This is a genomic window from Allobosea sp. Root483D1 (assembly GCF_001429505.1).
GTDB lineage: Bacteria > Pseudomonadota > Alphaproteobacteria > Rhizobiales > Beijerinckiaceae > Allobosea.
In genome coordinates, this window is sequence record NZ_LMJW01000019.1 from 32,424 (window position 1) to 53,233 (window position 20,810).

Here is a 20,810-nt window from a genome sequence, read left to right on the forward strand (position 1 = left end):
TCAGCTGCTGACACGGACAAGCGCTGGTTGCTGCGATCCTGAGTTCGAAAAGAGGGCCGACTGAGGAGGAGAACCGGAACAATTGACATCGTCGAAACGTAGAATGTTGATATCAACTCAATAAGCGCGCATCGAACACAGCCGATGCGCGGACCGGACATGCCCCCTTGGGGGTGCAAGAGGAGACGACCATGAAAATCGTGACCAGCCTGAGCTTCCGTGGCCAGTGCCGCGAGGCGTTCGAGTTCTACGCCAAGGTCCTCGGCGGCAAGATCACCGCTGCCATGCCCTATGGCGATGCGCCGCCCGGCATGGGCATGCCGGACACTGACGGCAAGTACAAGACCTGGCTTATGCATTGCTGGCTCGAGGTCGGTGACCAGGCGCTGATGGGCGCCGACATGGATGTCGACTGGGCCCAGAATATCGACAAGCCCAAGAACGGCTTCGACGTCACCCTGCACACCAATGACAAGGCGGAAGGCCAGCGCTGGTTCGATCAGCTCGCCGACGGCGGCAAGACCGTGATGCCGTTCAGCGAGACCTTCTGGTCGCCCGGCTTCGGCTCGCTCGTCGACAAGTTCGGCGTGCCGTGGATGGTGAACACCATCCCGACCGGCGACTGGAAGCCACCGCAGGGCTGATCGCTCGGGCTCGAACACCCATTGAGAAGGCGGCCGGGCATAAGCTCCGGCCGCCCGGGCGTGGTCGTGGCGCGCCGCTGCTGATAGGGAGAGCCCGATCAGCAAAAGGCCGTGACCTCATGACCGCCCGTTTCACCGAGACCCTCCGCCTCGCCAGCCAGCCGGCCTGGTCGCAATCCGTCGGCCACCGCTTCGTCACTGAGTTGCTCGATGGCACGGTCTCCGACGCGGTCATGGGCCGCTACCTGATCCAGGATCACCGCTTCCTCGACAGCTTCCTGACGCTGCTGGGCGCCGCGCTCGCCAGCTCCGATAGCTTTGAGGCACGCATCCGCTTCGGGCGCTTCATCGGCATGGTCAGCGGCGAGGAGAACACCTATTTCCTGCGCTCCTTCGCGGCGCTCGGCGTCAGCGAGCAGGAGCGAATAGCGCCTGCCGATAGCAAGCCCACCGCCGGCTTCAAGGCAATCATGCGCGAAGCCGCCGCGACGCGTTCCTACGCCGCCGCCCTCTCCGTGTTGGTGGTGGCCGAATGGCTCTACCTCGACTGGGCCCAGCAGGCGTCGCAGCCACTCCCGGCGAACTTCGTCCATGCCGAATGGATCACGCTGCACGACAATCCCGACTTCCGCGATTTCGTCGGCTTCCTGCGGGCCGAGCTCGACCGCGTCGGCCCGGGAGAAGCGGAAACAAGCCGGGACTTCTTCCTGCGCACCGTCGCGCTGGAGAAGGCGTTCTTCGACGCGGCCTATGACGGCGAGGCCTGACCGGCTCCGTCTCGCCTGAGGCAGACGTGACAGGCAGGGGCCGCTCTGTCACAAGGGCGATCGAGAGACGGGGGCGTTCGCCGCAAGGCGAGCTGAGAAGCACCCTTCGAACCTGAACCAGATCATGCTGGCGGAGGGAGTCGCTCGGGGCAGCCTCGTCAGCGCTTATCCCCGCGCCCGCCTTCCACCGGAAAGGCGAGCCTTGACGACGCACGGCGCGACAGAGCGGAGAGGACCTTCCGCAAGGCCGGTGATGGCCGCGCTCGCTCCGGCCCTGCGCACCATCCTCGTCCTGCTTCTGGCCTGGCAAAGCGCGATCTGGCTGTTCCAGCCGCCGCGCTACATCCTGCCCTCGCCGCTCGACGTCGCTCTCGCCTTCCAGCGCCAGCCCGGCTTCCTCGCCAGTCACAGCCTGACCACCATGGCCGAAATCGCGCTCGGCTTCGCGCTCGGCTCGCTGTTCGGGGCGCTGACGGCGCTCGCCATCGTGGCGCTGCCGCGGCTCGGGCGCCTGCTCTGGCCGGTGCTGCTCGTGCTGCAGTCCTTCCCGGTCTTCGTCATCGCACCGCTTTTGGTCGTCTGGTTCGGCTTCGGCATGGGCTCGAAGGTGATCATGGCGACGATCATCATCTTCTTCCCGGTCGCCTCCGCCTTCGCCGACGGCCTGCGCCGGACCGACCCCGAGCTGATCGACGCCACCGCGCTGACCTCGGCGACGCATTGGCAGACGCTGCGCTATGTCCGCCTGCCGCTCGCCATGCCCGCTTTGCTCACCGGCCTGCGCGTCGCTGCCCCGCTGGCCCCGCTCGGCGCCGTGATCGGCGAATGGGTCGGCTCCTCGGCCGGGCTCGGCTTCGTCATGGTCCAGGCCAATGCCCGCATGCAGACCGACACGGTTTTCGCCGCGATGACGGTGCTCGCCGTGCTCAGCCTGGTTCTGCGCCATCTCGTCGATGCGCTCGGCCCGCGCCTCATTCCCTGGGCGGGCGAACAATGACGCCGCCCCGTTTCAAGCCGATCACGCAGAAGGACTTCGCCTGATGACCCTACGCGCCCCAACCAGACGCGCCCTCATGGCTGCCGGCTTCGCCCTGGCCGCCGGCCTCGCCAGCCCGGCGCGCGCCGCCGACAAGCTCACGGTGATGCTCGAATGGTTCGTCAACCCGGACCATGCGTCCTTGGTCGTCGCGCAGCAGCTCGGCCTGTTCAAGGAAGCCGGGCTCGAGGTCACTATGGTGCCGCCCTCCGATCCCTCCGCTGTGCCGCGCCTCGTCGCCGCCGGCCAGGCCGATATCGGCATCCACTACCAGCCCAATCTCTATCTCGACCACGCCGCCGGCATCCCGATCGTCCGCGTCGGCACCTTGGTCGAGACGCCGCTCAACAGCGTCATCGTCAAGGCCGACGGGCCGATCAAGAGCCTCGCCGATCTCAAGGGCAAGACCATCGGCTATGCCGTCTCCGGCACAGAGACCACTTTGCTCGGCCAGATGCTGGCCAAGGCGGGCCTCAAGCTCGAAGACGTCAAGCTGGTCAACGTCAACTTCGCACTCTCGGCCGCGTTGATCAGCGGCCGGGTCGACGCCACCATCGGCGGCTACCGCAATTTCGAGCTGACCCAGCTGAAGCTCGAAGGCCATCCCGGCACCGCCTTCTACCCCGAGGAGCACGGCGTTCCCGCCTATGACGAGTTGATCCTGATCACGCGCCGCGACGCTATCGGCGACGCCCGCCTGCCGCGCTTCCTCGACGCGATCGAGAAGGCGGCGCTCTATTTGACCAATCATCCGCAGGAGGCCTGGAAGCTCTTCATCGCGGCCCATCCCGATCTCGACGACGCGCTCAACCGCCAGGCCTGGATCGACACGATGCCGCGCTTCGCCAAGCGCCCGCGCGCCCTCGACACCAGCCGCTACGAGCGCTTCGGCGCCTTCCTTGTCGAGCGCGGGCTGATCCAGAAGGCCCCGGCGCTCGCCGAGATCGCGGGCGAGGTGAAATAGCGGACGGATTGCGGCGGCAGGCCTGTCTGTCGCCGCGCCCTAACCCGCGCCCACATCAGAGCCGCTCTGTGCTGATGGCTCTGGGTTTGGCGCCGAGCGCGATGCTATGAGCCGACTTCGCAGTTATCGGGCGCCCTCGCCCGGAATCGGAGCTGCGCCCGGCGAAATCATCCGCATGAACGTCAGCAAGCCGATCGCCTCCACCCGCCGCGCCGACCTGCCGGTGCTGTTCGCGCTCAGCGCGACGCATCTGCTCAACGACATGATCCAGTCGCTGATCCCGGCGATCTATCCGATCATCAAGACGGCCTATGCGCTGGATTTCGGCCAGATCGGCCTGATCACGCTGACCTTCCAGATCACCGCCTCATTGCTGCAGCCGCTCGTCGGGCACTACACCGACAAGAACCCGATGCCCTATTCGATGGTGGTCGGCATGGGCTGCACGCTGACCGGGCTGATCGGCCTCGCCTATGCCGGCAGCTATCCGCTGCTCTTGCTCGCGGCGGCCTGCGTCGGCCTGGGGTCCTCGATCTTCCATCCGGAAGCGACCCGCATGGCGCGCAATGCATCGGGCGGCCAGCAGGGGCTGGCGCAGGGCATCTTCCAGGTCGGCGGCCAGAGCGGCGGCGCACTCGGCCCGCTGCTCGCCGCCTTCATCATCGTACCGCGCGGCCAGACCAGCGTCGCCTGGTTCTCGGCCGCAGCCCTGCTCGCCATGGTCCTGATGGTCTGGACGGCGCGCCGCTATGCCGAGCTGAGCAAGGCGGCCGCTGCCGCCGCCGCGGCGAAGCCCGCGAAGGTCGCGGCGGCCGCGCCCGCGGCGCCCGCGCATTCGAAGGGCCAGATCGCCTTCGCGATCACCATCCTCGTCATCCTGCTGTTCTCGAAGAACGCCTACTCGTCGAGCTTCAGCTCGTATTACACCTTCTATCTGATCGGGAAGTTCGGCGTCTCGGTGCAGGCTTCGCAGCTGATGCTGTTCCTCTTCCTCGCCGCCGCGGCCGTCGGGGCGCTCGCCGGCGGCATCATCGGCGACAGGGTCGGCCGCAACCGCATCCTCTGGTTCTCGATCCTCGGCGCCCTGCCCTTCTCGCTGATGCTGCCCTTCGCCGACCTTTTCTGGACCGGCGTGCTGACGGTGGTGATCAACCTGATCATGGCGAGTTCCTTCGCCGCGATCCTGATCTACGCCATGGAGCTGATGCCGGGCCGGATCGGCCTGATCGGCGGCCTGTTCTACGGCCTGTCCTTCGGCCTCGGCGGACTCGCGGCAGCGATCCTCGGCGAAGTCGCCGACTGGATCGGCATCGAGGCGGTCTACCGCATCTGCGCCTTCCTGCCGGCGATCGGCCTGCTCGCCTGGTTCCTGCCGAAGGTCGAGCATCGGAGGGGGTAGAATTCGCTACTGCCGCCAGCAGGACCGAGGTCTGGTCACACGATCGGAGCAGGCCATCGTTGCGGCAAATTGCTTGCCGCAAGACAACATTGGGACGTGATTTTCAATGATCTACGAAATGCGGGTGTATCGCTGCTTGCCTGGTCGGCTTCCGGCTTTGCTCGACCGTTTTGACAAGGCCACACTGAAACTGTGGGACAAGCACGGCATCCGGCAAGCCGGATTCTTCACCACGCTGATCGGGGAGTCCAATCAGGACCTGACCTATTTCCTGGCCTGGGAATCGCTTGCCGAGCGCGAGACGAAATGGACGGCGTTTGCGACCGATCCGGACTGGACCGAGGCGCGCACCAAGAGTGAAGCGGACGGCCAGATTGTCGGCAACATCGTCAGCCAGATTTTGGCGCCGACGGCCTTCTCCGCGGTGAAGTAAGCGCCGGGCAGGCGATTGCCTCTGCCAAAACAAGAGCAGCAAGGGCGATGTCGCCCTTGCTGTCAGTTGAGTTGACGCCCTTGTAGTTGCGCAGCCGTGGCAACGGTCCGGAGTTCGTCGCCAAGGCCAGTCGGGCTTGTGGTACCCCGGCACGGTGGCCGACCGCCGCGCCGCCAGCATTCGGCCAGCGACAAGGTCGGGCGGAAAGCTACCGCTGCTTGCCGGGACAATCGAGCGAGGCTGATGCCTTCTACGATGCAGGCTGCGCTTCCGGCATCTTCCACGTGCCGCTCAGGAACACGGCGCGAGGGCGGTAGAGCCGGAATGTGTAATTCCACCCCTGCGTGATCGGCAGGCAGTTCGCGATCTTGCCGTCGCAGCCGGCGAACTGGATGTCGATCGCGCCATCGGCGCTTGTCTTGCCGGTGATGCTGTTGACCGAATAGGCGTCGTAGTCGTTCTTCTGGAAGAAGCCCTTGTCGTTGTAGACGCTGATCGACCAGAACGCGTCGACGGGGACATCCTTGACCCTGAGCTTGTAGACCGTCTTGCCATCGTTTTTGGCCGGAGTGAACGACAGGTAGGATGCGTCCTTGTCGGGGTTGCCACCCCAGCCGGCTGCCGTGCCGATGAGGTGCATGACCGGATCGACCTTCCCCTTCGGGCCGAAAGCGTTGGCGAAGCTGCCCGATGATGCGGCGGACAACGCTTCGAGCGCATCACGGATCTTCTTCTGCTGAGCCAGGTCCCAGTTCGGGGCCTCGAACTTGCCGACCGATTTCTGCTCCACCTTCAGCGCATCCTGCAGGGCATGAACCTGCGCGAGGTCCTTAGCGTCGTTGGGATCGACGAGGATACGGACCGCGATGAACACATAGCGGGTGCCGACCTTGTCCTTGGTGAGCGTCGTGCGGCCCGGCTTGTAGACCACCATCGGGGTGTAATGGTCTTCGCTGATGACCTGCATCGAGATGAAGCGCTTGCCGGCATCGGGAAGGGTGATGGTCACCGGGCCGGCGTCGAGGTCGAAAAGCGCCTGGGAATAGAGCGTATCCCGGTTCATCCGGACCACAGGCTGGTTGTCGATCGGCGTCGGCGCCCTGGTGTGGACGAACTTGCCAAGGGCACCGGCGTTGGCCGTCTTGACCATATAGAAATCGCTCTCGGCTCGCTTGAAGTTGTCGAGATTGACCGGAACGGGCTGTGCGGACGCCACGCACGGCGCGAGAACCAGGAAACCCAGGCTGTAGACCAGCTTCATTCGCATCGAACGGTACCTCATTGGTGTCTTTGATCGATTTGCTCGTCGCTATCGCGCGGACAGCGCAGCAGCCTCCGCGGCGCATTCGGAGGCTGAGGGCGTCCGCTTCGCCTTCGCGGCCCTCACCTCCGCTTTCGCGGCCTTGAGATCGGCGAGGAAAGTCGGGTCGGTCTGCAGCCGCGCGACGGTTGCCGCGCCCATGATCCGGCCGGCATCGACATCGCTCTGCCAATGCGCGTCGCAGATCACCCGGCTCTGTCCGAATTCGAGGCCGCGCTTGAGCAGCGCATCGGCGCGCTCGGGATTGATCTGCGCGAAGACGAGCGCCCAGCCCCAGCCCGCGGCCGTATGGCCGGACGGGTAGGAGCCGTCATCCCGCAGGATGGCCTCCTGATCGGCCCGGCAGGTCGCTTCGTTGTGCACCACGAAGGGGCGGACCCGGTTGTACTTGGTCTTCACACCATAGGTGGAGAGGCCCAAATCCGAGAGCATCTTCTGCGTCATCGCGTAGAGGCGCGGGGTGTTCTGGCTATCGATCCGGACGCCCATCGCGCAGGAGAAGTTGTCGGCGGCCTGCGGAAAGGCGAGGTCGGCGTCGGTACGGGCGAGCTTCCAGCGTTCAGTGTTTCGCAGGGGAAGCGTCGCCTTGCGCGCTTCCTCGTCCCGGGCCAGCGCAGCAGAGCCCGTCTCGGGCGGCGGGCCGAGCAGAACCAGGCTGTCGGGCAGGTCGGATCGCTTCAGATAGCCCGGCGCGATCTTGAAATGCGGGTCGGTGACCTTGGGCTGCGCGTCGGCCGCCTGCGCCAGGGCCTGTCCGCAGATCGCGAGCAGCGCCAGCGCGGAAACGCCTGCGGTCCGAAGCGCATTCGCAGTCATCGCCATTCCCATTCCTTTCGACATTGCCGAACTCATCAAGGTCCCGGTCAGAACCGGTATCGCGGCCCGACCGGCCGGCGAATGTCGTCGCGAGCATCTCGTGCATGGGCAACCTGCCCGTCTTGCCATTTCACGCCAAGCGCGACCGGCTATTCTCCGTCATCGCCGACCACGAGCCCTCCGGGATTCGGCCTTGTAAAAAGCATCAACCCGGTGATCGCGGCGAGGTCCGATGGCTGATATCCCCTTGACGCGCGGGCAGTTCCTGCTGCCCTTCGTCAGCATCCTCGACGATATCGGCGCGCCGACGGAGACGCTTCTGGAGCGGTCCCGGCTGCCATCGTCCCTGGCCGAAAAGAGCGATCTCTATTTGCCGCTCCTGCCGGCGCTGCGCTTCGTCGAGACCGCCCAGAGAAGCCAGGGCATCGCGGATTTCGGCTTTCTCGCTGCCCAGCGCCTGCACTTCTCGCATATGAGGGAAGAGACCCGGGCCCTGATCGCGCATTCGCCGACGCTGCTGGTCGCGCTCCGGCACGCCTGCCATTGGGCGTCGCGGGAAGACACCATTCTGAGCATGTGGATCGAACATGACGCGGATCATGTGCGGGTCTGCAGCAGGCTGGCCGGCACGGCCGGGCTGCTGCATCTGAAACACGCGCAATGGATCCAGAACATTTTCTCGGTCTACATCGTCAGGCAATTCGCAGGGCCCGGCTGGATGCCGACGGCGATCGCCTTTGAATCGTCTTATGCGCCAAGCCCGGCGACGCGATCCTGCTGGCCGAATGTGCGGTTTCTATCAGGCCAGCATGCCGCCTGGATCAGCCTCCCGATCGCGCTGCTCAGCCTCCCCAACCGTTCGGCCGCCTCGTTTGCGCCGACGCGCAACAACGAGGACGGCCCTTCCGCCTACGACATCGTCGACCTGCTCAAGCTGATGCTGCCGGCCTATCTCGACGAGGGAACCACGGCGCTGGCCGACGTCGCCGAGATCGCGGGCGTTAGCGCGCGGACGCTTCAGCGCAAGCTCGCTTTGATCGGCCTGTCCTACTCGGACATCCTCGACACGGTCAGATACGAGAATGCGAGCCGGCTACTGCAGGACACCGATTGCAGGATCATCGATGTCGCCTTTTCCTCCGGCTATACCGACCCGGCGCATTTCAGCCGCGCCTTCCGCCGGATGACAGGCGTCACGCCACGCCGGTTTCGCGAGCAATCGCGGCTTGGCTAAGCGGCAACGCCTCCGGCGGCCAGCAGGGGCTGGCGCCGGGGAGTGAGCGGTCACGGCTGCGGATTGATGCGCCGGATGGCGAACTCGATCTCCGAACGATTGATGCCGATATCCTTCAGCGTCCTGTCATCGAGAATCGGCAACGCGTTTGCCGCGTTGCGCATCTGCACCCTGTCGCGGATACCGCGGAGCCGTCCCGACAGCGCCTCGATCAGCCTGGTCGTCAGGGGACGCCGGGCAGGCTTTCGATGAGGTGGGACGAATGGACCATGGACCTCATAGATAAACTGCTCACCGAGGATTTGCCCGACAGCCCTGCGACCAACCAACCGGTCGAGCACCGACTTGGTGCGAGGCCGCAGCATGTCGGTCAGGTCTTCGATGTCGTGAAGAAAGTCGCTTCTAACCGCATACATGGCGCCGCTCCCATTGCCTTGCCCGCCGCCGCCTCAGGCGGTGTTGCAGCGTTGTGGCGGTTCGGGGGCATCTCGTCTGTGAGGTGCCGCACACGTCTGCCCCTTTCCAAGAAGGCGAAGAGACGACATGATGCTGCCAGTAACCCGTGCCGGTTACGCCGACAGCCTTGCCCTCTGGCCTGATTTGCCCTCCTGCCATCAGACGTAGGCGGACTGCGCATGTTGTCGACGGCGCAAACGTTGGATCGTTCTGTCCTCGCAGTCCTCTGCGCTGACGTCGCCGACTATAGCCGAATGATGGATACGGCGGAGGAAGAGACCCACAAGCAGCTGACGTGGCTCTGGGCGACCGTGGTCATTCCTGTCGTCGAAAAGTACAAAGGTAGAATTGTCAAATTCACCGGCGACGGTTTTCTCGCCTGCTTTAGCGACGCTGTCGCAGCAGTAAATTGCGCCCTGAAGGTACAGGAATTTACGCGCCAATCCCAATTGAAACGCGATCCTGAACGTCGGATTCAATTTAGAATTGGGGCAACAATCGACAGTGTGATTATCGAAGATAACGATATTTTTGGAATTGCTGTAAATACGGCGTCACGACTTCAGCAAATAGCCACTCCCGGCGCTGTATTGATTTCAAGCGATCTATTTACTAAAGTTAACGGCAAAATCAATATATCTTCCAGCGATTGGGGCCGGATCAGGTTAAAGAATTCTCATAGCCCGACGCACGCGTTTTTAATAAATACGCCGGGCACAGATTCATTTCCTTTTATTACGAAACCGCATCGTAAGCGAACGCGTCTCCCAACCATCGCTGTTTTTCCGTTTTCAGCTTTTGGCAGCAGTGGTGTCGAAGATTATTTTTCGCAAGGACTGATGGATGGCATAATTGGTGCCCTCAGTAGTCTGCGCGATATCATGACAATCAATCGGGGATCAACCGTTGACTATTGCACAAAAGAGCCTCCCGCCCTTCTGGGAAAACGACTGGGGGCGCATTACGTTCTCACAGGAGTAATTGGGCGATCTGGCAATGAAATTCGCGTAACCTGCTCACTAACTGATGTGAAGAGCGGCAGCGTTCTTTGGTCCGATCACATGGGCGGCATCTTGTCGTCGATATTCGATATGCAGGACAGTATCGCGACCAAGGTCGTTGGGACGATCGCTCCCCATGTCCGCGAAGCCGAACTTGCGCGGGCTGTGATGAAGCGCCCCGAGAATATGGACGCCTATGATCTGCTTCTTCAAGGTATAGACCTGCTCTACAGAATGGACAGTGAGCAGTTCGTTCGCGCACGAAAATTTCTCGGCAGTGCCATCGAGACCGACAGTCGGTATCCCCCAGCTTACGCTTACGCCTCCCTCTGGCACATTTTCAATATTGGCCAAGGCTGGTCGGCCGATCCGACATTAGATGCTTACCAAGCCTGGCAGTTGGCCTCCGCCGCTGTCGATCGGGATGCCTCCAATTCGCTGGCGCTCGCAATCTGCGGGCACGTCAAGTCATTCCTGTTTCACGAGTACGCAGCAGCTACATCTTACTTTGAGCGCGCGATCAATTGTTCTCCAAGCCACGCCTGGGCTTGGGCCCTCAGCAGCGGCACATACGCCTACATGGGAGACGCCAAAGAGGCGGTCGAACGCGCCGAGCGCGGGATCGCGCTGTCACCCGCAGACCGGCATGCATTCTACTATCTGTCTTTCCTAGGCCTTGCCCACTACGCCGGTGAATCTTACGAGGCGGCCGTGGATTGCGACCGCAAGGCCGTGGGGCAGAATCCCCATTTTCGAGCGGGGCTGCGAGTCCTGATAGCCAGTCTTGTCGCGCTCGGCAGACTGGAAGAGGCGCAGGGAGTCGCGCGCGCCCTCCTTGCTGAGCAGCCATCCTTCCGGGTCTCTGTGTACGCACCTCAGTGCCCCTGGTGGGATAACGAGGTCCGAGAAACATTCTTGAGGCGCCTGGTGGACGCCGGCCTTCCCGAGTGAGCAAGACGAGTCGGAGGCCGCGAGCAGCATCCGATAATGTAAACAGGGGTAATATTATGGGAAACTGCTTCTATGATCCGCTAGATTTGCCGGAATTTCCCACTCACCCGGATCAGCCCGGCTTGCGAGAGGGTCCGCGCGATCTCCTCACAGATATTACAGAGTTCCCAAGGCACTATTGGGATCCAGACTATGTCGGCCTGGCAATCTTGCCCGAATTTGCGACGTCCGGCTGGGAAAGCCAAATATCTGTTTCGCCGCCGCCATCGACCAAATCGGAGGAGACGCGCGAGGAAATCGAGTATTTATTGGAATTGATGGGCGAACGGAATAAAGCCCGAAACGAAATTATAGCGCAGAGCACTGATTTTCCAAAATACTGGCTAGGCTTGTTGATGATGAGCCGCACGTCTCACCCTGCCACATACGAAATGATCAAAGCCGCAGCTCGCGTCGGTGAAATGGTGATGTTTTTCTACAAATTCAAATTCAACCGGCCGCGCCCGCATCAGTTATGTCCGGCGCTGATGCCGATGATGGCTGTGCCCGGGCACGCTTCGTATCCGAGTGGCCATTCCCTGATGTCTCATATGCTGTCCCTTACAGCGGCATCGGTGCGAAAAGATATCGAGGGCTCCCTGACAGTGCTGGCCAACAGGGTGGGTAAAAATCGAGAAATCGCTGGTTTGCATTATCCCAGCGATACGAGCGCTGGAGAGGACATCGCAAAAGGCGCATTCGAAATTCTTTCCAGCTGCCCTGGCTTTAAGAAATTGCGGACTGAATCAAAGAAAGAATGGCGCTAATAGTTTTGACCTGAGATTTGATCGTCCTCCAGCTTTGGGTAGAGAGTCCGTCGATCAAGGAGACGGACGCGGCTTCCCCGCGCGCTCATGTCCGCGTCTCGGCGGTGAGCCCAGGTCAGCGATCGGCGCACAGCTGACTATTGACCTGACGACTCATCTTTCAAGCCATGGTGCGGACGGCGGGGATCGAACCCGCATACCGTTTCCGGCGAGGCATTTTAAGTGCCTTGCGTCTACCAGTTTCGCCACGTCCGCGCTGCGAAACTGGTTAGCGATACCAGCGCCCGGCGACAAGCGCCGGTTGCGCGCTTGTCCTCAGCGCCGGTGCGCCGGCTTGTACCATTCGACCCCGTCCGGATCGACATAGAGCCCCGGCGCGACGTCGGAGCCGAGCTTCTTCTCCTGCATCGGCACGCGCACGGTGTCGTCGCGGTCGCCGCGGCGGATATAGGGGCCGCTCGCCTGCTGGCTGTGCTGGCCGCGCCCGCCGCCATCGCTGCCGCCCATCACCGCCCGGCGGCCGGCGACCTTGTCGTCGAGCGCCGCGACCTGGCGGGCCGAGAAGGCGACCTTGGCCGAGCCCTCGACAATCGGAATGGCCTTGCCGGAGGCGCCCTCGCCGGTCACCCGGATGCCGACGAAGCGCGGCACGTAAGATTGCCCGCCGCCGCCGCGCGCCAATGCGTCCCAGCCGCCGGTGGTCGAGACCTGGGCGCCGCAGCGCTTATGGGCCCGCTCGCAGGCGACGCGCGAGCCGTAACGCGGCGCCTTCTGCTCGAACTCGGCGCGAGCGTTGCGATAGGCGTGCTCGCATTGCTCGGCCGAGAGCTTGCCGGCCTCGATGCATTCATCGCGGCGGACATAGGTCTGGCCAGCCGCCTGGGCGGCGAGATCCGCGGGTGTCAGGGCAAGCCCGGCAACGGCAAAGGCCGCCGCGCGGGCGAGGACGAGGGGAAGAAGCGTGATCATGCGGCTTCCCAGATCATGCGATTGTGGCGTCACAGCAGCGGCCTCATCGTGATGGCGAGCTCGCGCGTGCCACCATAATCGATCTTGCCGTTGCCGAGCACCGGAATCGTCGCGGTGACCAGGATCGCCTTGGGCAGCCATAATTCCGGGAAACCCTGGCGCTTGGCCTCGTCCTGCAGAGCTTTCTTCTCGGCATCGGGCTTTTCGGTGACGAGAACGAGCTGCTCGCCCTTGCGCACATCCGGCAGCGCCACGACCACATGGTTGTGACCGGGCCAGAGCCCCGAGATCATCGACTCGACCGCCGCCAGCGAGACCATCTCGCCGCCGAGCTTGGCGAAGCGCCGCGCCCTGCCCCTGATGGAGATGAAGCCGTCATCGATCGAAACGATGTCGCCGGTGTCGTGCCAGCCGCTCTCTGGCGGCACGATCGCGCCGGGATTGTCGGCGTTGAGATAGCCCAGCATCACGTTCGGCCCCTTGACGCAGAGCCGCCCACCCTCGGTGATGCCCTCGACCGGTTCGAGCTTAGCGGTGATGCCGGGCAAGAGCCGGCCGACGCTGCCATCCTTGGTCGCGACCGGCGTGTTGCAGGCCAGCACCGGCGAGCATTCGGTGCAGCCATAGCCTTCGAGGATGGTGGTGCCGTAGGGCTCCCACATCCGCCGCGTCTCCGGCTTCACCCGCTCGGCCCCGGCGACGACATAGCGCACGCTCTTGAGGTCGCCTTCATCCGCAGCGCGCGCGTAACCTTGCAGGAACGTGTCGGTGGCGAACAGGAAGGTCGCAGCCGTTTCGCCGATCAGCTTCGGCACCTGCTTGTAGTGCAGCGGGCTCGGATAGAGCACGACCTTCATGCCGTGGGTCAGCGGCATCAGCAGCGCCGCCGTCAATCCGAAGGAATGGAAGGCCGGCAGCGGGTTCATCACCACGTCACGCTCGGAGAGAAAGCCGGCCGCCAACTGGAAGATCTGGCGTGCATTCGAGACCAGATTGGCATGGCTCAGCACCACGCCCTTCGGCTTGCCCTCGGTGCCGGAGGTGAACAGCACGACGGCCGGATCGTCGGGCTTGGCGGCATGGCGCGCATGCACCATCCCGGGCACGAGCGAGGCCAGTGCGCCGATCGCTTTGTCGAGGCTGGTCAATTCCTTGCGGACATCTTCGAGATAGATCACCCGCCGCCCCGGCGCGAGCGCCTCGACGATGTCATCGAGCTTGGCCTGGTCGATGAAGCGGCGCGAGGTGACGATGGTCGAGATCGGCCCGATCTCGCAGGCGGCGGTGAGGTTCTTCAGGCCGGCGGTGAAGTTGAGCAAAGCGGGGACGCGGCCGAAAGCCGAGAGCCCGAACAGCGTCACCGCCATGCCCTGCACATTCGGCAGCATCAGCCCGACCGTCTCGCCCGGCTTCGTCAGCGCCGCGAGCTTGCGGCCGAGCACAAACGCACCCAGCACCAGCCGGCCATAGGTGATCGGCTTGCGCTCCGGGTCCTCCAGCGCGATGCGGCCCTTGCCATGCTTGCTGGCGGCCGCCAGCAGCGCCTGGAACAGGCTCAATCGAGCGCCTTCGGCGTCGAAGGGCTGTGCCGGCAGTTCGATCGCAGCCATCTCGCGTGACGCTCCGGGTTCGTCTCTCTCCACAGCGGAACGTAGCGATCCGGTGCATGGTTGCAATGCGCCCGGCGCGTCAGCCATGCTGCATCGCAACAAGAATCACCCCGAAACCGCCATGATCTCAACGATCCTGAAAAGGCGGCGGCGCAATCGCTGAAATTTGACGAAGAAGCCGTTCATCACGTCGCGCCATCGTCATTGAGATCGGGCATACTAATCGCTATCTCCGGTTGCGGAGCTGGGGATTGCAGCCGTGCCGACCATTTCGAGAAAACTCATAGCTGCCGCCGCGCTGGCCGCGGTTTCGGTTGCTGCCTCGCCGGCGAGCGCCGCGGGCTTCTGGGAGACGCTGTTCGGCGTCCCGCAGCGCCGGGCCGTTGCGCCCATGCCGGAAAGCACCCCGCTGCACATGACCGTGCGACCGAAGCAGAAGAAGGCGGTCAAGCTCGACGGCAATGACGGGCCGAAGACCACGCTCGTCAAGCCGATGGAATATGCGAACGACCCGTTCTGGTATCTCCGGGACGAGACCCTGAAGAAGGGCGACATCATCGTCCTGAAGGACCGTGTCGTGGTCTTCGACGGCGGCGCCCGCGCCTATGCCAACTTCGCCAGCTTCCAGACCAGCAAGCTGCTCTCCGCCAAGGCCAAGGGCCAGCTCAAATACCTGATCTCGACCCCGAGGGACAACTATACGGTCTGGGAGCCAGTCCAGTCGATCTCTGACCGCAATACCAGCGCCTCGGCCGAATTGTCGGAGCGTGCGCGCTGAGCCCCGGGCTCCCCTGACCATCGCATTCCCGTCGCATTGATACCTTCGAACGGTCAGACCGGCGACAGAGGCTGACCGGATTTCGCATCTAGCGTCGCTTCGCATCGGGCGTTTGCCCCTCCCTCCAGTGATGGAAAGGAGCCAACGATGCGTAATTTTGTCAGGACCGCCTGCCTGTCGCTGGCGCTGCTCGCCGGCGCCGCCGCGGCACAGGCCCAGGGCCCGTCCCTCCCCATCCGGGATAATCCCAGGCTCCAGAATCCTGATTCCATCCGCAATGCCACTGTGGTCGAGCGCGGCTCTTTGCCACCGCAACTGCGGGTGCAGGTCGACAGCGCCGTGGCACAGGCCAGCCCCGACGACCTGAAGCAGCTCAGGCAGTCGATCGACGCCATTCCCGCGGCCGCCAAGGCACTCCAGGCCAAGGGCATGAATTCGGCCGCGATCATCGCGGTGGGCTTCGACGAGGACGGCGATCTGACCCTGATCGCCGAAGAATCGATCTGAGAGACCAGACGATCCGAAGGATGCCGGCCGCACGGCCGGAGCGTTTCCACGGGCAGTTCGGCGCTCCTGCCCTGTTCCCGCGTAGCGCCGCATGGAAAGGACTGATCATGAAGTTGACCGAAGCAAGCATCGACAGCGCCCTGCACCAGCTCGAAGCCCAGGCGATTCCGGAGAACCACCCCGCCACGGTCCAGCTCGGCGAGCTGTTCGGCGAGCACACCTTCTTCCTCGACGCCGGCGGGCTGACCATCATCGAGCCGGTCAAGACGGATGGCACCGCCGAGGCAATGGGACGCGTAGTCAAGCTCGCAAGCTGGGGCGATGAGACACGCAGGAATTTGTCCCCGCACGATCCGGAATACACCGACATCATGGTCGCGCTCGACAAGGCGGCGTAGAGCGTAAGCCTCCCCGACATCCGCGCGGGAACCCCTCTCCCGGATGGGAGAGGGTAGGGTGAGAGGCCGCCGCTGATTGTTAGAGCGATGCGGCGCGGTGGCGCCTACTGCGGATGGGGCGGGCCCTCATCCCTGCCCTCTCCACTGATCTCGGGCCTGCCCGAGTTCAGCACTCAAAGTGTTCGAAGTCGGATGAATCCGACTTCGATGCAGGAGAAGGGTTCCCCGCGCCCAACGGCCGATGGTTAGCCTCTCAACCGAACGCCCCGATCTCGTGCTGGATCGCGCCGGATATCTCGCGCAGCAGCGCAAAGCACTCGCGCATCGGCTCGATGACGTCGCGGTGCAGGGCCGCATAGGCGCCGCCTTCGCGCGGGCCCGGCGGCTCGCCGAAATCGAGCCCCAGCGCCGGGTCGGGATTGAGCGGGAAGATCTCGCCGAGCAGCGCGAGCGCCCCGGTCATGTCGAGCCTGAGTATCCGCTCCACCAGAAGCTCGCGCGTCACCCCGGCATGCGGCCGGAAATCCGGGATATGCGTCGCCGAGAGCCAAATCCGATGCAGCAGCGCCAGCCGGAGCGTATGCAGCGCCACCAGCCTGACCGGCATGGCCGGCGGTTCGCCCACCGCCTCCTTCAGCTTCAGCCGGTCGGAAGCGAAGCGCCAGAAGAGGCGTCGCAACGCCGGCGCGAGGTCGAGCTGCGCCAATGCGTCAGCGACGGCGAGCAACTCGTCGCGCCGCCCCTCCTTCTCGGTGCGCCGGGCCCGGTCGAACCAGCTGCCGGCGTCGAGCGTGTCGAGATAGGCGCGTAAGACGTCGAGATCGCTGTGCGCCATCGCATGGGCCGCGAGGCGATAGGCCCGGCCGAAGCGCTCGGAACCGTCGCGCATCGTGGCGAACAGCTCCGGCGCGCGCCCCGCCGCCTGGCCGATGCCGTGCACACTGTTCGCCAACCAGCCGAGCTGCTGCAGGATGGCGTTGTTCGGGATGGCGCGGAGTTCCCGCGGATGTCGGATCACCGTCGGCCCGCCGGCATCGCTCTGCCGCGCCGCCGGGCGCGAGCCGGTCTTGTCGAGCAAAGACGGGCCGAACGTGCCGATCAGCGCTGCATAGCCGGGGTCGTCGACGAGATGCGTCATCTCCTCGCGCACGGTCTGGAAGAACTCGGTGGCGAAGTCCGGCTCGGCATAGATCGGATCATCCGCGCTCGTCGCCGGATCGGCGAAGACGGCTTCGGCGATGCGCGCCACCGTCGCGCCCGCCAATCCCTTCGTGCCGAACAGCAGGTAGCCGTCGCTGCCCTGGAAGCTGGTCTCGCGTGTGACCCTGACGCCAGCCTTGGCGAAGGCGCGCCGCGGCCATTCCGGATCGAGATAGGCGAGCCGGTCGCTAAGGCTGTCGGGATGGGCGCCGCGCCCGGCCGACTCGCCATGGGTGTCGAAGATGACCAGCTCGACCTCGGTCAGCCCGTAGCGCTGCAGCAGTTCGAGGATGCGGCTCCTCAGCCGCTCGACCCAGAAGGTCGCCGCGACCTGGCCGATATAGCGGCCGGAATCGGAATAGCCGAACTGGACGCAGAGCCGGCCATGGCGCTTGAGATAGTCGCGCCAATGCGGGCTGCGCAGCGCCTCGTCGATGATGCGCGGACCCTGCTCAAGGGCGTCCGAAGTCTCGAACAGCGGCGAGATCTCGACGAGGTCGGCGATGCCGAAGCGCTTGGCGAGGTAGAGCGCCGACAGCAGCGTATAGCCCGTCTCGGTCTCGGCGATCAGGAAGCGCACCGGCCGCGAGCCGTCGATATGCTTCACGATCTGCGCGACCATCATCATCATCCGCGCTGCCGAGGCGCGCTCGACCGCGAGCGCCCCGAAATCGACCGGCGTCGGCTTCGCCCTGGCAAGCGCCTGGTTCGCCGCGGCAAGGAAGGCGCGCCGCTGCGCCGGCTGGGCCGGTTCCTCGTCGAGCGGGATCACGCCGCGCATCGCGTTGTGAAGCTGCGAGGCGTTGAGCCGGAAATGCGGCAGCGCGATCGAGACGCCATGCGCGATCACGCCGGCTCGCGCCAGCACCAGCGCGCTCGCCGTCGCCTCGTCCTCGGCCAGCACGACCGCCTTGTCGAGCGCCGCGAGCAGCTTCGAAGCATCCGGCATGGCCGCCTCGCGCTCGCCGATCAGCGCCAGCGAGAAGGTCTGCAACGCCGCGATCTCAGGCTTGCTGTTGAGCGGCGGGCAGAGCGCCAGCTGCCGCTCAACGGCCGCGAGCGCGCCCTCGACCAGCGCCCTCGCCTCGGTGGTCGCCTGTGCCTCCGGCAACTTCTCGAGCAGGCGGAAGAACTGGCCGCGCTTGGACTCCAACCGGTAGCGCAGCGTGTCCCACCAGCCGATATCGGTGCGCCCATCGGTATCGCTGCCGACCCAGGAGGCGAGTTGCAGCGCGCGTGGCTTCAATTCCCGCCAGCGCTGCGGCCAGCGCGCCCGCGCCTCGGCGAGGAAGGCGGCGTTCAGCCGGTCGATCGCATCGCGAGCGTTGCGTACCGAGAAGCGCGCCTGCTCGAACTCGTCCTGCAGGGTGATCGTCGCATCCGGCCGGAAGGAGAGATCGGCCGCCATCAGCGCCGCCGCATCGCCCTCGTTCGAGGCGAGCTCCGCCAGCGCATGCGCCACCATCCGGCTCATGCCGAAGGTCGGATGCGCGGTGAAGACCGCCGCGAACCGCACCCGCGCCAGCGCCGCGCCATAGGCCTCGAAGGGCTGGGCGGCGCCGCTCGCCTCGTCGGCGACACGCCGGGCCAGCGCCGCATAGGCCTCGGCTTCGTCCCGCTCCAGTCCGACATAGGACGCCACGCGGGCAGCTCGATCCGCCAACGCAGCGCGGCCAAGCTGACGGATCAGCGCCGCGGTGTCCTGCAGCGTTACCTCGCCGCGATCGATCTTGCGGGTGAGCCAGAGCGTGACGCGCAGCACCGGATTGCCGAACGGGTCCTCACGCGCATCCGAACGCGCCTGCACGATCGCCGCCGACAATTCGCCCGCCAGCGCCGATGGCGACAATTCCTCCGCATCAGCCACGCCGCTCTCCGCTTTTTTCAATCGTTTGATGAGGCGGGCCGAAGGTGAGCAGGATTCCGATTCTACCGCAACTGCGAAAAGCATTTCGGCAATGCAGCAGCGAGCAGCGCCGATCCCGAAATCTGGCCTTGGTGAGGAACATCAGCCTCCCCGCCTCGTTGGCCTGAGAGGGAGCGGACACGATCCGTCCTCAGCCCCGTACCATGCAGGAAGGAGCAGACCATGCTCAAGCATGCCTTATTGGCCGCCGGCCTTGTTCTCAGCTCCAGCGCCGTGATGGCGCAGAATCAGGGCCAGCCCAACGGCCTGCCGGAACCGCCGGGCATCAGCAGCGAGCTGACCCCGCGCTTCCAGCGCTATGTGGTCGAGCAGCGGCCGACCTCGTACAGCTATGATCAGCCCGTCATCGTCGGCACCACCCTGCCCGCGACCGGCGTGACCTATTACCCCGTGCCGGCGGAATACGGCGTCAGCGCCTATCGCTACACCGTGGTCAACAACCGGCCCGTCCTGGTCGAGCCCGGCACGCGCCGCATCGTCCAGGTCATCAACTGACCCGATCGGCTGCTTTACGTTCGCATCGAAGGCCCGCCCCCTGAGGGCGGGCCTTTTCGCGGACTGGTCGAACCGTCACGCACACGGCTCTTTCCGGCGCTCCCGGCACAATGACCAGGCCCCGGCCCTGCCCTTACAATCACCGCGTCCATGGCCATATTGGGATCAACCCGGAGGACGCCATGGACACGACAGTGCGGCGCAATCTCTCCGACAACTGGGGCGTCAACGATCTGCTCGAGCGTCCGATCTGCTCGATCATTCGCGATCCGCACGGCAGTTGCTGGATCATCCTCTCGCAGGATCAGGCCGTGCGTCTAAGCGAGATCCGGAAGGGTCCGTTCTTGTCGGTGGACGCGGCCATGGTGGCCATCGAGAAGAACCTCAAAGGACCATGCCGTCATCGTACGGCAACTGTTCCGCAGAACTATTTCCCGTAAAGTTCCGCAGTCGCGAAATAGCAGGGTTTTGTCTATACAAACTTCATTTGGCCACATTGCCTGGATAGAAACAGCACGCAGGCGAAGAATGACCGAGCGGCTCCCTGATTGGAACTGGCGGCGCGCCTCCATCCTACCGTCGAAAACTGAATGCTGCCCATGGCAGCACCATTGCCGCACGCATTGTGCCCGGCGATGTCATCACAAGACCGCACGGCCTTGGCCGGGCGGCAAACGGATATAAATGCAAGAATCAATTGAACTGAAGTCACCCGAGACCGGGCGTGTCGCCAATGCGATCGCCAATACGCTTCCGCCGAAATCCGCACCCGATTGGAAGCCGCAGCCATGCGGCCTCAGCCGCCAGGAGTTGCGTCGCATCGTCAAGAAGATGCTGGGATGAGGAGGCTGGACATGACCACGCATCAACCCAGACCGACAGCCTTCGACAACCGCTTTCCCCGCTCGGGACCGCGCGACGACGTGCAGACAAGGCGGGGATCGACCGCGCAGGCGAGTTATGAGCGCTATCTCGCCTTGGCCAAGGCCAAGGCCCTCGCCGGCGACAGCATCGAGGCCGAGCGCTACTACCAATATGCCGAGCACTATCACCGCCTGATCAACGGCAGCGCGGCCTGAAGAAGCGCCCGAAGCGGCT

The 20,810-nt window shown here is 64.3% G+C and carries 21 protein-coding genes, 1 tRNA gene and 1 riboswitch; of the genes, 15 read left to right on the forward strand and 7 right to left on the reverse strand.

Annotated features, from left to right (window positions below; genetic code table 11):
• Positions 1-191 precede the first annotated feature (191 nt).
• The 6 genes from ASE66_RS18300 (at position 192) to ASE66_RS18325 (ending at position 5,243) form a co-directional block, all read left to right on the forward strand.
• Positions 192-644 (forward strand): VOC family protein, encoded by a 453-nt coding sequence (locus tag ASE66_RS18300; RefSeq protein ID WP_057191156.1) that lies wholly within the window; start codon positions 192-194, stop codon positions 642-644.
• A gap of 119 nt (positions 645-763) precedes the next feature.
• Complete coding sequence (locus tag ASE66_RS18305) at positions 764-1,411, forward strand: TenA family protein (protein WP_057191157.1); 648 nt, start codon at positions 764-766, stop codon at positions 1,409-1,411.
• 59 nt (positions 1,412-1,470) lie between these two features.
• Positions 1,471-1,567: riboswitch (TPP riboswitch) on the forward strand.
• A 97-nt stretch (positions 1,568-1,664) separates the two neighbouring features.
• Positions 1,665-2,408: an ABC transporter permease gene (locus tag ASE66_RS18310; protein ID WP_057191158.1), complete on the forward strand. Its 744-nt coding sequence runs from the start codon at positions 1,665-1,667 to the stop codon at positions 2,406-2,408.
• A 76-nt stretch (positions 2,409-2,484) separates the two neighbouring features.
• Positions 2,485-3,411: an ABC transporter substrate-binding protein gene (locus ASE66_RS18315; protein ID WP_156412225.1), complete on the forward strand. Its 927-nt coding sequence runs from the start codon at positions 2,485-2,487 to the stop codon at positions 3,409-3,411.
• Between the two features lie 175 nt (positions 3,412-3,586).
• Entirely contained in the window at positions 3,587-4,810 is a 1,224-nt protein-coding gene (locus tag ASE66_RS18320; protein ID WP_057191160.1) for an MFS transporter, read from the forward strand.
• 106 nt (positions 4,811-4,916) lie between these two features.
• A complete protein-coding gene (locus ASE66_RS18325) occupies positions 4,917-5,243 on the forward strand; it encodes an NIPSNAP family protein (protein ID WP_057191161.1) in 327 nt (108 codons plus the stop codon).
• Between the two features lie 250 nt (positions 5,244-5,493).
• On the opposite strand, the gene ASE66_RS18330 is transcribed toward ASE66_RS18325, so the two are convergent.
• Both ASE66_RS18330 and ASE66_RS18335 read right to left on the reverse strand, forming a co-directional pair.
• The gene (locus tag ASE66_RS18330) at positions 5,494-6,510 is read right to left on the reverse strand and encodes a DUF1254 domain-containing protein (RefSeq protein ID WP_156412226.1); all 1,017 of its coding nucleotides are present in this window, start codon (positions 6,508-6,510) and stop codon (positions 5,494-5,496) included.
• Between the two features lie 42 nt (positions 6,511-6,552).
• Positions 6,553-7,386, reverse strand: a complete 834-nt coding sequence (locus tag ASE66_RS18335) for an acid phosphatase (protein ID WP_057191163.1) — start codon at positions 7,384-7,386, stop codon at positions 6,553-6,555.
• A 226-nt stretch (positions 7,387-7,612) separates the two neighbouring features.
• Here ASE66_RS18335 and ASE66_RS18340 point away from each other — a divergent pair, with 226 nt between their 5' ends.
• Positions 7,613-8,614, forward strand: a complete 1,002-nt coding sequence (locus tag ASE66_RS18340) for a helix-turn-helix transcriptional regulator (RefSeq protein WP_082613552.1) — start codon at positions 7,613-7,615, stop codon at positions 8,612-8,614.
• Between the two features lie 50 nt (positions 8,615-8,664).
• Here ASE66_RS18340 and ASE66_RS18345 read toward each other — a convergent pair whose 3' ends face one another.
• Complete coding sequence (locus tag ASE66_RS18345) at positions 8,665-9,030, reverse strand: DUF1127 domain-containing protein (RefSeq protein WP_057191164.1); 366 nt, start codon at positions 9,028-9,030, stop codon at positions 8,665-8,667.
• Between the two features lie 219 nt (positions 9,031-9,249).
• On the opposite strand from ASE66_RS18345, the gene ASE66_RS31450 reads away from it, so the two are divergent.
• Together ASE66_RS31450 and ASE66_RS31455 are read left to right on the forward strand one after the other, a co-directional pair.
• Positions 9,250-11,022 carry an adenylate/guanylate cyclase domain-containing protein gene (locus ASE66_RS31450; protein WP_082613553.1) on the forward strand — a complete coding sequence of 591 codons (1,773 nt, stop codon included), beginning with the start codon at positions 9,250-9,252 and terminating at the stop codon, positions 11,020-11,022.
• A 56-nt stretch (positions 11,023-11,078) separates the two neighbouring features.
• Positions 11,079-11,828, forward strand: a complete 750-nt coding sequence (locus ASE66_RS31455) for a phosphatase PAP2 family protein (RefSeq protein ID WP_082613554.1) — start codon at positions 11,079-11,081, stop codon at positions 11,826-11,828.
• Positions 11,829-11,996: 168 nt separating this feature from the next.
• Here ASE66_RS31455 and ASE66_RS18355 read toward each other — a convergent pair.
• The 3 genes from ASE66_RS18355 to ASE66_RS18365 all read right to left on the reverse strand — a co-directional run bounded on the left by ASE66_RS18355 (position 11,997) and on the right by ASE66_RS18365 (position 14,407).
• A tRNA-Leu gene (locus ASE66_RS18355) sits at positions 11,997-12,083 on the reverse strand.
• 60 nt (positions 12,084-12,143) lie between these two features.
• Positions 12,144-12,797, reverse strand: coding sequence for a DUF1190 domain-containing protein (locus tag ASE66_RS18360; protein ID WP_057191166.1), 654 nt, complete (start codon positions 12,795-12,797; stop codon positions 12,144-12,146).
• A 29-nt stretch (positions 12,798-12,826) separates the two neighbouring features.
• Positions 12,827-14,407, reverse strand: a complete 1,581-nt coding sequence (locus tag ASE66_RS18365) for an AMP-binding protein (RefSeq protein WP_057191167.1) — start codon at positions 14,405-14,407, stop codon at positions 12,827-12,829.
• A gap of 259 nt (positions 14,408-14,666) precedes the next feature.
• Here ASE66_RS18365 and ASE66_RS18370 point away from each other — a divergent pair, with 259 nt between their 5' ends.
• The 3 genes from ASE66_RS18370 (at position 14,667) to ASE66_RS18380 (ending at position 16,090) form a co-directional block, all read left to right on the forward strand.
• Positions 14,667-15,185, forward strand: a complete 519-nt coding sequence (locus ASE66_RS18370) for a hypothetical protein (protein ID WP_057191168.1) — start codon at positions 14,667-14,669, stop codon at positions 15,183-15,185.
• A 147-nt stretch (positions 15,186-15,332) separates the two neighbouring features.
• A complete protein-coding gene (locus ASE66_RS18375) occupies positions 15,333-15,692 on the forward strand; it encodes a hypothetical protein (RefSeq protein WP_057191169.1) in 360 nt (119 codons plus the stop codon).
• A 107-nt stretch (positions 15,693-15,799) separates the two neighbouring features.
• Entirely contained in the window at positions 15,800-16,090 is a 291-nt protein-coding gene (locus tag ASE66_RS18380; protein ID WP_057191170.1) for a hypothetical protein, read from the forward strand.
• Positions 16,091-16,343: 253 nt separating this feature from the next.
• Here ASE66_RS18380 and ASE66_RS18385 read toward each other — a convergent pair whose 3' ends face one another.
• A complete protein-coding gene (locus ASE66_RS18385) occupies positions 16,344-19,157 on the reverse strand; it encodes a phosphoenolpyruvate carboxylase (RefSeq protein WP_057191171.1) in 2,814 nt (937 codons plus the stop codon).
• Between the two features lie 222 nt (positions 19,158-19,379).
• Between ASE66_RS18385 and ASE66_RS18390 the strand changes: the two genes are divergently transcribed.
• The 3 genes from ASE66_RS18390 to ASE66_RS18400 all read left to right on the forward strand — a co-directional run bounded on the left by ASE66_RS18390 (position 19,380) and on the right by ASE66_RS18400 (position 20,791).
• Complete coding sequence (locus ASE66_RS18390) at positions 19,380-19,712, forward strand: DUF1236 domain-containing protein (RefSeq protein WP_057191172.1); 333 nt, start codon at positions 19,380-19,382, stop codon at positions 19,710-19,712.
• 182 nt (positions 19,713-19,894) lie between these two features.
• Entirely contained in the window at positions 19,895-20,152 is a 258-nt protein-coding gene (locus ASE66_RS18395; protein WP_057191173.1) for a hypothetical protein, read from the forward strand.
• Between the two features lie 414 nt (positions 20,153-20,566).
• Positions 20,567-20,791, forward strand: coding sequence for a DUF4167 domain-containing protein (locus ASE66_RS18400; protein WP_057191174.1), 225 nt, complete (start codon positions 20,567-20,569; stop codon positions 20,789-20,791).
• Positions 20,792-20,810 lie beyond the last annotated feature (19 nt).